Here is an 11,249-nt window from a genome sequence, read left to right as displayed (position 1 = left end):
CCTTGGTGATGAGCACCGACTTGAGGTCGTCGCCCAGATCCTTCTCTAGCACCCTCGCCACTCTCTGCTGGTCCTGCGCGGCCCGCCGGGCGGTGCACCCGTACGGCCCAGTGGCGCCCGCTGAAGCCGCCGGACGTCCGGACCCGCCGCCGCCGTGCGGTCGGCTGTGCCCGGTGGGGACGCGCCCGGGCGCGGAAGTCCTGCGCCGGATGGGTCCTGACGGGGTGACGTCGCGGAACGTCCGGGCCGCCTGCTCCGTTGGAGTCAGTGGAAGGGCCGACACCGCAAGGTGACCCGGCCGGTTCCCGGTCCCGAAGAGCGCCGGGGGCCGCCCCCGGTGTACCGTCGCGGAGCATCAGACAGTTGTCGGCTTGTTCCGACGCCGGGCGCGCGCCGGCGGGGAGAGGACACCGTACGCACAGCGGATCCCGTCCGGGGGCTGTGCCTCGATGCGGCAGGAGGAACGGGGCGGCGCAGCCCCGTATGGAGAGACGTGAAGCGTTACTTCCGTGGGCCAGTCATGTGGATCGTGCTGGCGGTACTCGCAGCGATCCTGGTGATGAACGTCTTCCGCTCCTCCGAGGGCTACAAGACCGTCGACACCGCCGAGGTCGTCCAGGCCATCCAGCAGAACCAGGTCCGCTCCGCCGAGATCACCACCGGTGACGAGCAGCGGATCAAGGTGGAGCTGAAGGACGGCGAGAAGATCCAGGACTCGGACAAGGTCCAGGCGAGCTACGTCGACGACCAGGGTGCCGAGCTCGCCGACATCCTCCAGTCCAAGTACCAGTCCGAGGACGACCTGCTGCCCGACGGCTACACGGTCAGCCCCAAGTCCCAGAACCCGTTCGTCGGCATGCTGCTGACGATCATCCCGTTCCTCCTGATCATCATCGTGTTCCTCTTCCTGATGAACCAGATGCAGGGTGGCGGCTCGCGGGTCATGAACTTCGGCAAGTCCAAGGCGAAGCTCATCTCCAAGGACACCCCGAAGACCACCTTCGCCGACGTGGCCGGCTCGGACGAGGCCGTCGAGGAGCTCCACGAGATCAAGGAGTTCCTCCAGGAGCCCGGCAAGTTCCAGGCCGTCGGCGCCAAGATCCCCAAGGGTGTGCTGCTGTACGGCCCGCCCGGCACCGGCAAGACCCTGCTGGCCCGTGCGGTCGCCGGTGAGGCCGGCGTCCCCTTCTACTCCATCTCGGGCTCCGACTTCGTCGAGATGTTCGTCGGTGTCGGCGCCTCCCGTGTCCGCGACCTGTTCGAGCAGGCCAAGGCCAACGCGCCCGCCATCGTCTTCGTCGACGAGATCGACGCCGTCGGCCGCCACCGCGGCGCCGGCATGGGCGGCGGCCACGACGAGCGCGAGCAGACCCTGAACCAGCTGCTCGTCGAGATGGACGGCTTCGACGTCAAGGGCGGCGTCATCCTCATCGCGGCCACCAACCGGCCCGACATCCTCGACCCGGCGCTGCTGCGGCCCGGCCGGTTCGACCGGCAGATCGCCGTGGACCGTCCCGACCTCGCGGGCCGCCTGGAGATCCTCAAGGTCCACCAGAAGGGCAAGCCGGTCGCGCCGGACGTCGACCTGTCGGCCGTCGCCCGCCGCACCCCCGGCTTCACCGGTGCCGACCTCAACAACGTGCTCAACGAGGCGGCGCTGCTCGCCGCCCGCGGCAACGCCAAGCTGATCGACAACCACTTCCTCGACGAGGCGATCGACCGCGTCGTCGCCGGCCCGCAGCGGCGGACCCGCCTGATGAGCGACAAGGAGAAGCTCATCACCGCGTACCACGAGGGCGGTCACGCCCTGGTCGCGGCGGCGTCCCCGAGCAGCGACCCGGTGCACAAGGTCACGATCCTGCCGCGCGGCCGCGCCCTGGGCTACACCATGGTGCTGCCGGAGGAGGACAAGTACAGCCAGTCCCGCAACGAGATGCTGGATCAGCTGGCGTACATGCTGGGCGGCCGGGCCGCCGAGGAGCTCGTCTTCCACGACCCGACCACCGGCGCCGGCAACGACATCGAGAAGGCCACCTCCACGGCCCGGGCGATGGTCACCCAGTACGGCATGACCGAGCGGCTGGGCGCCATCAAGTTCGGCTCCGACTCCTCCGAGCCCTTCCTCGGCAAGGAGATGGGCCACCAGCGCGACTACTCCGAAGAGGTCGCCGCCCTGGTGGACGAGGAGGTCAAGAAGCTGATCGAGACCGCGCACAACGAGGCGTGGGAGATCCTGGTCGAGAACCGCGACGTCCTCGACGACCTGGTTCTGGCGCTGCTGGAGAAGGAGACGCTCAACAAGGAGGAGCTGGCGGAGATCTTCCGCCCGATCGTGAAGCGCCCCTCCCGGCCGGCGTGGACCGGTTCCTCCCGGCGCACCCCCTCCTCCCGTCCGCCGGTCGCCATGCCGGCCAAGGACGAGCTGGGCGAGCGGGACGACGTGCTCTCGCTGGAGAAGACGCCGAGCTCCGAGACGCCCGCCACCGGCGACACCCCGGCTGGCAGCGCCTCGACGGGCGACACCCCGGCCGGCGGCGCTCCGGCGGGTGACGCTCCGGCCGGTGGCACTCCGACGGGTGGCGCCGACGGTTCCTCCGGCAGCGGCGGCACCGGCGGCGGCAGCGGTTCGGGTGGCACGGGCGACAGCGGGACCGGCTCCGGCGGATCGTTCGGCACCGGTGGCCTCTCCGGCACCGGCGGGCTCTCCGGCTCGGCCGACGCGGACTCGCGCGGCACCGGCCCCGACCGTGACACGGGCGGCGACACCGACGGCGACACCGACGGCGAGACCGACGGGAACGGCGGCGACGCCCCGAAGGGGCCGGCCGGCAGCTGACCGCAGAGCATCACCCGGTGGGCCGGGCACCGCACGCGCGGTGCCCGGCCCACCGGCGTTTGCCCGCCCCGCACGCCGTACGCCGCACGCCGCACGCGCGCCGGGTCGGAGGAGCCGGGGCTGCCCGGTGGCCCGGAATGTCCGGCGCCCGGCGCAACGTCTAGGCTGGTGGCGCGCACACGTGTCCGACCGGGGCGCGCGTACGAGGGAACGAGGGACGTATGACTGACCCGGTGACGCGGGACGCCGCCGACGGCGCTCACGGCGAGTTCGACGAGAAGCGCGCCGCCGCCGCCGTGCGCGAACTGCTGATCGCGGTCGGCGAGAACCCCGACCGCGAGGGGCTCCGCGACACCCCCGCCCGCGTCGCCCGTGCCTACCGGGAGATCTTCGCCGGGTTGTGGCAGGAGCCGGAGGACGTCCTCACCACCACGTTCGACCTGGGCCACGACGAGATGGTGCTGGTGAAGGACATCGAGGTGATGTCCTGCTGCGAGCACCACCTCGTGCCGTTCGTGGGCGTCGCCCACATCGGCTACATCCCCTCCAGCAGCGGCAAGATCACCGGTCTCTCCAAGCTGGCCCGGCTCGTCGACGTCTTCGCCCGCCGCCCGCAGGTGCAGGAGCGGCTCACCACTCAGATCGCCGACGCGATGATGCGCATCCTCGAACCGCGCGGCGTCATCGTCGTCATCGAGTGCGAGCACATGTGCATGACGATGCGCGGCGTGCGCAAGCCCGGGGCCAAGACCACCACCTCGGCCGTCCGCGGCCAGCTCCGCGACGCGGCGACCCGCTCCGAGGCGATGAGCCTCATCCTCGCCCGCTGAGCCGCTGAGCCGCTGAGCCGCTGAGCCGCTGAGCCGCTGAGCCGCTGAGCCGCTGAGCCGCTGAGCCGCTGAGCGGCTCAGCGGCTCAGCCGGTGGGCGACGAGGCGCCCGCCGGCTCGGGCGGCGGCCGGTGTCGGCGGCTCGGCGCGTGTCGGAACCGGCCGCCTGCCGGTCCGTGGTGTCGGCCGTCGTCACCCTTGCCGGGGCGCGTCGCGAGCCGGGCGTTCCTCCGCGCAGCACGCACGGTTCGGTGCATGCCCGGCGACAGGTGGAGCCCCGCCGGTCGCGGACCTTTCGCCGAGGACGCCCGCCGGTCCCCGCCGATCATGGCGATCCCCGGTGCTCAGGCAGCCGAGCCCCGCAGCTGGAACGGCCCGCGCGCGGCCGCCGATCTCGGGGGCCGACCTCCGCCCGGGTCGCCCGCGGCGGGCGGCGACCGCCCGTCGGATCGCAGGTCCGGCGCACCTGTGCGCTGACCGGGGGATCAGCGGCGCGTGTGGAGCACCTTGGGGCTTCTGTCATGCGATGACCGATATGACTGCCTACGCTTCCCCTGAGGCACGTCATCAAGTCGATGGCGGGCAAGGCTGCGAAGGGAGTGCGGAACATGACCGACACCATGCTGCGGGACAAGGTCGCCGTCGTCGGCGGTGGCGAGAAGAACCTGGGCGGGCTGGTCAGCAGGACCTTCGCCGAGGCCGGCGCGAAGGTGGTCGTGCACTACCACCGCTCCGAGAGCGACGCCGAGCAGACGGTGAAGGGAATTCAGGAGGCCGGAGGTCAGGCCGTATCCGTCCAGGGGGACCTGACGAAGGTCGGCGATGTGCGGCGGCTCTTCGAGACGGCCGTGGATACCTACGGCGGCGTCGACATCGCGGTCAACACCACGGGCATGGTGCTGCGCAAGCCGATCCTGGAGACCACCGAGGAAGAGTACGACCGCATGTTCGGGATCAACGCCAAGGCGGCGTACTTCTTCATCCAGGAGGCCGGGCGCCGGCTGAACGACCACGGCAAGATCATCAGCCTCGGCACGTCGCTGCTCGCCGCCTTCACCGACGGCTACTCCACCTACGCCGGCGGCAAGGCTCCCCTGGAGCACTTCACCCGGGCGGCGGCCAAGGAGTTCGCGGACCGCGGCATCTCCGTGAACATGGTGGCCCCGGGGCCGATGGACACCCCGTTCTTCTACGGCCAGGAGACCCCGGAGCGGGTGGAGTTCCACAAGTCGCAGGCCATGGGCAACCAGCTCACCCACATCGAGGACATCAACCCGATCATCAGGTTCCTTGCCACCGAGGGCGGGTGGTTCACCGGTCAGACGATGTTCCCGAACGGCGGCTACACCACCCGCTGACCAGCGGAGCTCGGGAGCAGGTGCTCGCGAGCTCCGTCGGCCGACACGGGTGGTCACGCTCGCAGACGGCCCTCCGACGTTCCGGACGTCATTCCATGCCCTTCTTGCCCGGCGTCCAGAACGGTTTGGTCAGGACCGCGCGCCGGTCCCAGCCCGCTTCCTGGACGAGCACCCGCCGCACTGCCTGCACCTCCCGTGCCTCTCCGGCGACATAGGCGATCCCGCCGGGTTCGGGGGCGAGCCGTCGTACCGCGTCCGTCAGCGACGTCTCGCCGCGGAGTACCCAGTCCAGCCGGTCGCCGTAGGTCAGGGGCAGCCGGTCCGCGGCTGTCGCCGTCTCGATGCAGCCGGAGACGACGGCTTCCCCGGGCAGTGCCGCGAGCATCGCGCCGAACGCGACCGAGGCCGTCTCGTCGCCGACGAAGACGTGGTGGGCGGCCTCGCGGCGCAGCGTGAAGGTGCCCTCGGGGCGCCGCAGCCGTACCTCCGCGCCTGGTGCGACGGTGCGCCCCCATCGGGCGCCCGGACCGCCCGCCGGGTGGTCCAGTACGCACAACTGGACGACACCGGACGGGTCGTAGTGCCAGATCGAGTACGTACGGAGGGTGAGTCCGCCGACCAGGACCCGCACCTGCTGGCCTGGCTCGACCTCCAGACCGGCCAGTTGTGCGCTCTCGATGCGCACCCGACGTATCCGGGAGGTGAGCTGCTCGGCCTCGGTGACGGTGCCGCGTACCGTCAGAAGGTCCAGGACGGGGTTCAGGACGGAAGGCATGACGGGCTCCTCATCGGGGCGGGGCGTCGCAGTGAGCGGGGGCGGAACGCCATCATGCGTGGTGGGCGAGGGTTCGCGACAGCGCTTCTCGGCCGAGGTCCCCGTGGTCACCGGCCCCGACGTCTGTCACCGATCGGCAGCGACGGTCGAAGCCGCTCCCGCCGGGCCTTCGTCGGACCACCGCTCGCCGTGGGCACATCGACGCCGCAACCGGAGCGCGGTCACGCCGTCCGGCCGGACACGCCCTGGCCCTCGACCGGTTCCCCGCTCGTCGGGCCCGTCCCGGCCGCCTCGACGGCGGCCGTCTCGGCAGCGGCCTCCTTCTCGGCCACCAGCATCTCGTTGACCCGCCGCAGCACGTCGAGATGGGCCTCGTTGTAGAACTCCACCAGCGAGTGCAGGACGACGGACCGCGCGAGATCCTCGTCCCGCCGGGAGTACGACCCCACGCTGTCGAAGAGCGGGTACTCCGCCTGCTGCTGCCGGATCTCGGGCAGCATCCGGTGCGCGATCTCCTGTCGCACCTCGTCCGACGCGTCCGGCGGGAGCGCGTCGAACTCGGCCGACACCTCGCTGCGCGGCGCCGCGAGCTGCTCCTCGAACACCGTCATCGCCGAGGGCGTGAGGAAGCTGGAGAACGCGACCAGGAACGCCCGGTCGTTGGCGGGCAGGTCCTTGATCGACGAGCCGAGCCCCGCCGGCAGGTCCAGGGAGGCACGCTCGTCGAGTATCGCGCCGATCTCGCGGCGCATCCGCTGCTGCCGCTCGATCCCGGCCGCCAGTTCGGCGTCCAGCGCCCGCAGCAGCTTCTCCACCTCGTCGTCGGGTGCCTCGGGGCCCGGGATGTCCGCCAGCGGCACGCCCAGATCGACCAGCCGCCGGATGCGGAGCAGCCGCACCAGATGCGCGGCCCCGTACCGCTTGTAGCCGTTGTGCGCACGCTCCGGCTCCTCCAGCAGGCCGATCCTGTGGTAGTGGCGGACCGTCTTCAGCGTCGTCCCGGCCAGTTCCGCCAGCTGACTGGTGCTCCACGCCACCGGATCGTCCCTTCCTCTGCTGCTCCGCCGTCGACACCATTCAAAACCGTGCCCCAGGGGCACGGTCAATCGCACGGCCGGACGGAACGGCAGGCCGACGCGGCGCGCCGCCGCCGGGTGTTGACCCTGCCCCAAGGGCATGGAGTGCGATGGGCTCCGAACCGACCGAGAAACGGCTCTGGAGACCCCACATGCAACGACGACGCCCGATCGTCCGGACATCCGCCCTGGTGGCAGTCCTCGGCCTCAGTGTTCCGCTCGCCACCGCCCACGCAGCCACCGGGGAGCCGAGCAGCCCCGACGTGGAGTGGAGCGCCTGCCCCGACGACGTGCTCGCCGAAGCCGCCCCCGTCGCGCTGGAGTGCGCCACCGTCTCCGTACCGGTGGACTACGCCGCTCCCGACGGCGACCGGCTGGACCTGCTGATCTCGCGAGTGGCGAGCACCAACCCCGAGAAGCGCCGCGGCACCCTCATGCTCAACCCCGGCGGCCCGGGCGGCTCCGGCCTCTCCCTGCCCGCGCTCCTCGTCAACCAGGGGATACCCAGCAGTGTGCTGGACACCTACGACCTCATCGGCATGGACACCCGCGGCATAGGCCACTCGACGCCCGTCAGCTGCGGCTTCACGCTGGAGGGCGACTACTACTCCAACATCCCGCCCTTCGCGGCCGACGACGACGCCGTGCTCCGCCAGGCCGAGATCGCGCGGCAGGCCGCGGAGGACTGCGAAGCCAACGACACCCACGACCACCTGCGCCACCTGTCGACGGCGAACATCGCCCGCGACCTCGACACCATCCGCGCCGCCCTGGGCGAGGAGCAGACCAGCTTCCTCGGCTACTCCTACGGCTCGGCGCTGGGCGCCGCCTACGCCTCGATGTTCCCCGAGCGGTCCGACCGGATCGTGCTCGACAGCGTCGTCGGCGACACCCACCTGGACCACGACGGCATGCGCCGCTTCGGCCACGGCATGGAGGAGACCTTCCCCCACTTCGCCGACTGGGCCGCGGCACGCCACGACAGCTACGGCCTGGGCAGCACCCCGGAGGAGGTCCGCGAGACGTACTTCTCCCTGGCGGAGAGCCTGGACGAGACACCCGTCGCCGGTTTCGACGGCAGCCTGATGCGTTTCGTCACCTTCGGCATGCTCTACAAGCCGACCCAGTACGCCAATCTCGCGCAGCAGTGGCAGGCACTCGCTGCCGGGGACGCGGAGACGGTCCAGCTCCTCCAGGAGGACGGGAGCGTCCCGACCGAGCCGGTGTCGGTCATCGACAACCCGCTGTCGGTCTTCGCCGCTGTCACCTGCAACGACGTGAAGTGGTCGACCGACGTGGACCACTACCGCGACGCCGTCGCCGAGGACCGGGAGCGCTACCCGATGTTCGGTGCCGCCGGCGCCAACATCAACCCCTGTGCGTTCTGGCCCTACGAGCAGACCGAGCCCCCCGTCGCCGTCCTCGACGACGGCCCGCAGAACGTGCTGCTGGTCCAGAACCGGCTCGACCCGGCGACGCCGCACCTCGGCGGCGAGCTGCTCCGCGAGAAGTTCGAGCACCGTTCGCGGATGGTCAGCGTCGACGACGCCGGCCACGGGGTCTACGTCCTCGGCGGCAACTCCTGCGCGCTGAACACCACCACCCGCTACCTGGTCGACGGCGAGATGCCCGAGGACGACGTCCTCTGCGCCGCCGACTGACCCTGCGCAGCACGTTCCGCCCCGGCTGATCGGGGCATCGACCCGAAGCCGCCGCCCCGGCCCGCCCTCACCGGCCCCGGGGCGGCGGTCTCCTGCGGTGGCGTTCGTCGTGCGGGTCGGCCGGCCGTGACGCGACGCGGTGATCCTGGCTCACGCTACGAGGCGCCCTGCTCGCGACATCTCTGCGTGCACCGCTGTTCCAGGGCGTCGACGACCGGGTGAACCATCCCGGAAAGGAACTCGATGGACTCATCGGACTCCTCGGTAATCGGTGATGATCTGCACCTCGAGGGGATACGGTTCCCCGCGAAAGCCGCACTTTCCCTCTGCCATCGCAAGGCCTGGCTCGGAGTTCTCACGAACCTCGCGCGCCTCCTCGAAAGGGGTGCCTGCCGGGAACGCGGCCTCCAGGTCGACGTCCCGGGTGGAAACACCGCAGATGGCATCCGGAACGGCAAAGCCCGTCGCTCGCTGAACGAGCAACCTGCGGTAGTGGTCGCGGCAACCATGAGGGTGACGAACGCGAGTCGGCTACCCGGATTCCCGGGGTGCTCTTTCCGGGTCGCGCAGGTGGCCTTTCCGCTGGGCCTCTGGAGCGGCGAGTCCTGGTGTCGCTGGTCGTCGCACACCGGTCACGGTCCTGATCCAAGCAGAGGCCAGCCGTCCTGCCGCGTCGCCTTCTACCCATCCAAATCAGAATCGGGATTCCCGGAGTCGTTCAGTTCGGCGCAGCGCTCCTCCAGCGCGTCGACCACGGGATGGATGACTTCGGAGAGGAGTTCCACGGAGGCCTGAGGGTCTGCCGGCTCCCGCGAGCTGATAAGGACCATGAAGGCCTGCTCTTCCTCCCCGTCATTGCAGACACCCACGGCGTAGGCCTGGCCGGGCCAGATGTGTGCGGTGTGCTCGCCCGGAACCGTCACGGGCTCCACGTCAAGGTTCTCCGGACGGAGCTCTGGTGGGTTGGCGCTGGGGTCGGCAACGATTCCGGACTGGATGGCGAGCACCAAGGCACCGTCGACGTCGTAGTAGCAGCTGTTCCGCTTGCTGCTCTCGTGGTGACTCTCCTCGATGGTGTCGCCCGGAGGGAAAAGGGGCGTAAGCCCCAGCGCGTCGGTGGAGACACCACAGACACTCTCCGGGATCGCGTAGTTGACTCGAGCCGTGGAGCCGTCCGGTTCTTGCGCTTCTGATGAGCATGCGCCCATGCCTGTCACGCACACGGTCAACAGTGCTGCTTGTGAAACGGCCCTTCCCCGGCCGATGCGCCGTGCGTTGTTCATGATTCCCCCTCGCCGGTGGGGTCGGGTGGTTCGCCAGTTCGCGGTCACCGTGATCGGTGGCCTGGTCGGGGATGTCCTGCCAGTGGCGGCCGTCCCTGGTCCCTCACCGGTGTGCGCAAGTCCGCAGGCCGGGGTCTGGGGACGTCACTCTGCGGCCTGGCTTCCGAGGGTGTTGCAATATTGCTGGGCGTGTTCCGTGACGGGTTGGATGAGTTCTGATACCAGCTCCAGCGCGAGGTCCTCGTCGTCCGGATACAAGGTGACGACGCGGGCCAAGTAGGAGCGGGTCTCGCCCTTGAATGTGCAGTCGGCCGCGGCGCTCGCCAGCCCTGGCCATGCGTATGCTTCATAGGGCCCGGGAACGGCGACGGCCTCCGGTTTGGGCCAGCTCCGCATTCCGTAATCGTACGGAGGTTCCGTTACCCCTCGGTCAGCGTAGAAGGATGCGATAATATCGATTACGGGAACTCCGTCGACTCGGTATTGGCAGCTGAATGTGCCGCTCTCTGCATCGACAAAGTTGTGGTCAACCTCAAGGCGCTCCCCGGAAACGAAGATCGGCTCCAAGTTGACGTCGAGTGGTGGAATGTCGCAGAGACTCTGGGGCACTTGGTACAAGCGTTCAGGTTCTTCCTCGGCTTCGCTCGAGGTGCAACCCCCGATAGACAGAAGAGCCAGGACTGTGCCTGCACCGGCGGCCCAGTGCTTCGCGGTCAATTACTTGCTCCCTTTGCGCGACCCAACCCGAAAGAAGTGTTGGCGTGGTGCCTGGCTGCGTCCTTGTATCGTTCTGCGTTTACGTGGTCGGGGAGTGGGTCTCCGTACTTGTTGTGCAGGGCGGCTTCGACTGCGGTTGCGGCTCCTGCCTCGTTCTGCGCTTCTGAGTCGTAGCGCACCTCTGCTCTTTCATTGGCGGCGTTCCGCGCCTTCTCTTCTTCCAGCTCCTTGTAGAGTCCTGCGTTGATTTCGTCGAAGATCTTCGCGGTGGCGGTTCCTGCGAAGGGGAGGTTCTTGGTGGCGGTGTCGGAGATGGTGTTGAGGCCTCGCTCGCTCCATTTCTTCCAGGTCTTGAGGCCCTCTTCGTCCATCATTTCATTATGCGCAGACGCGGCTCGGGATTCCGCCATGATGCCCGCGGTGACCGACCCCGGGGTCACCGCCCGTTTGATGGGTTCGTCCGGGTCGTCGTTGTCCATTGCCTGTTCGACGGCGAGTGCAGTCTGGGCGCTGGAGGCGCCTTCGATGGCGGCGAAGGCGTCCTTGTCGAGGGCGAGTTGGTAGAGCAGTCGTTCGGTGTTGGGGAGGTCCGTGCGGGGGAGGTCGGGGCGGTTGGGGATGTCGCTGTAGTCGCCGAGGGTGGTGTGGATGACGGCGATGTGTTCGGCGGTGATGGTGCCGATGCGTGAGGCGCGGTAGGCGTGGTCGGCCTTG

8 protein-coding genes and 1 pseudogene are annotated in these 11,249 nt (G+C 69.6%); 4 read left to right on the top strand and 5 right to left on the bottom strand.

Features of this window, described 5'->3' with window-relative positions:
• Positions 1-520: 520 nt before the first annotated feature.
• The 3 genes and pseudogenes from ftsH to HCN52_RS16485 form a co-directional block, all read left to right on the top strand.
• A pseudogene (gene ftsH, locus HCN52_RS16495) lies at positions 521-2,411 on the top strand (ATP-dependent zinc metalloprotease FtsH); the annotation flags it as partial.
• Positions 2,412-3,057: 646 nt separating this feature from the next.
• The gene (gene folE / locus HCN52_RS16490; protein WP_168089217.1) at positions 3,058-3,666 is read left to right on the top strand and encodes a GTP cyclohydrolase I FolE; all 609 of its coding nucleotides are present in this window, start codon (positions 3,058-3,060) and stop codon (positions 3,664-3,666) included.
• 607 nt (positions 3,667-4,273) lie between these two features.
• Positions 4,274-5,023: an SDR family oxidoreductase gene (locus HCN52_RS16485; RefSeq protein WP_168089216.1), complete on the top strand. Its 750-nt coding sequence runs from the start codon at positions 4,274-4,276 to the stop codon at positions 5,021-5,023.
• Between the two features lie 88 nt (positions 5,024-5,111).
• Here the strand turns inward: HCN52_RS16485 and HCN52_RS16480 are convergent, their stop codons facing one another.
• The gene (locus HCN52_RS16480) at positions 5,112-5,798 is read right to left on the bottom strand and encodes a siderophore-interacting protein (RefSeq protein WP_168089215.1); all 687 of its coding nucleotides are present in this window, start codon (positions 5,796-5,798) and stop codon (positions 5,112-5,114) included.
• 221 nt (positions 5,799-6,019) lie between these two features.
• Complete coding sequence (locus HCN52_RS16475) at positions 6,020-6,835, bottom strand: helix-turn-helix domain-containing protein (RefSeq protein WP_168089214.1); 816 nt, start codon at positions 6,833-6,835, stop codon at positions 6,020-6,022.
• Positions 6,836-7,026: 191 nt separating this feature from the next.
• Here HCN52_RS16475 and HCN52_RS16470 point away from each other — a divergent pair, with 191 nt between their 5' ends.
• Complete coding sequence (locus HCN52_RS16470; RefSeq protein WP_209314623.1) at positions 7,027-8,535, top strand: alpha/beta hydrolase; 1,509 nt, start codon at positions 7,027-7,029, stop codon at positions 8,533-8,535.
• Positions 8,536-9,215: 680 nt separating this feature from the next.
• On the opposite strand, the gene HCN52_RS16465 is transcribed toward HCN52_RS16470, so the two are convergent.
• From HCN52_RS16465 to HCN52_RS16455, 3 genes are all read right to left on the bottom strand, one after another.
• On the bottom strand, positions 9,216-9,818 hold the full coding sequence (locus HCN52_RS16465; RefSeq protein ID WP_168089213.1) for a hypothetical protein: 603 nt from the start codon (positions 9,816-9,818) through the stop codon (positions 9,216-9,218).
• Between the two features lie 144 nt (positions 9,819-9,962).
• On the bottom strand, positions 9,963-10,535 hold the full coding sequence (locus tag HCN52_RS16460; RefSeq protein WP_168089212.1) for a hypothetical protein: 573 nt from the start codon (positions 10,533-10,535) through the stop codon (positions 9,963-9,965).
• Positions 10,532-11,249 (bottom strand): hypothetical protein (locus HCN52_RS16455; RefSeq protein ID WP_168089211.1); only part of this gene is annotated, 718 nt, incomplete at its 5' end. The genes HCN52_RS16455 and HCN52_RS16460, both read right to left, overlap by 4 nt.

It is taken from the genome of Streptomyces bohaiensis (assembly GCF_012033785.1).
GTDB classification, from domain to species: Bacteria; Actinomycetota; Actinomycetes; order Streptomycetales; family Streptomycetaceae; genus Streptomyces; species Streptomyces bohaiensis.
The sequence above is the reverse complement of the archived record's forward strand: the minus strand, read 5'-3'. Positions and strand labels throughout refer to the sequence as shown.

Coding starts and splice junctions, on each gene's coding strand:
- HCN52_RS16465 (WP_168089213.1), bottom strand. CDS start 9,818: ATGAACAACGCACGGCGCATCGGCCGGGGAAGGGCCGTTTCACAAGCA.
- folE (WP_168089217.1), top strand. CDS start 3,058: ATGACTGACCCGGTGACGCGGGACGCCGCCGACGGCGCTCACGGCGAG.
- HCN52_RS16485 (WP_168089216.1), top strand. CDS start 4,274: ATGACCGACACCATGCTGCGGGACAAGGTCGCCGTCGTCGGCGGTGGC.
- HCN52_RS16480 (WP_168089215.1), bottom strand. CDS start 5,798: ATGCCTTCCGTCCTGAACCCCGTCCTGGACCTTCTGACGGTACGCGGC.
- HCN52_RS16470 (WP_209314623.1), top strand. CDS start 7,027: ATGCAACGACGACGCCCGATCGTCCGGACATCCGCCCTGGTGGCAGTC.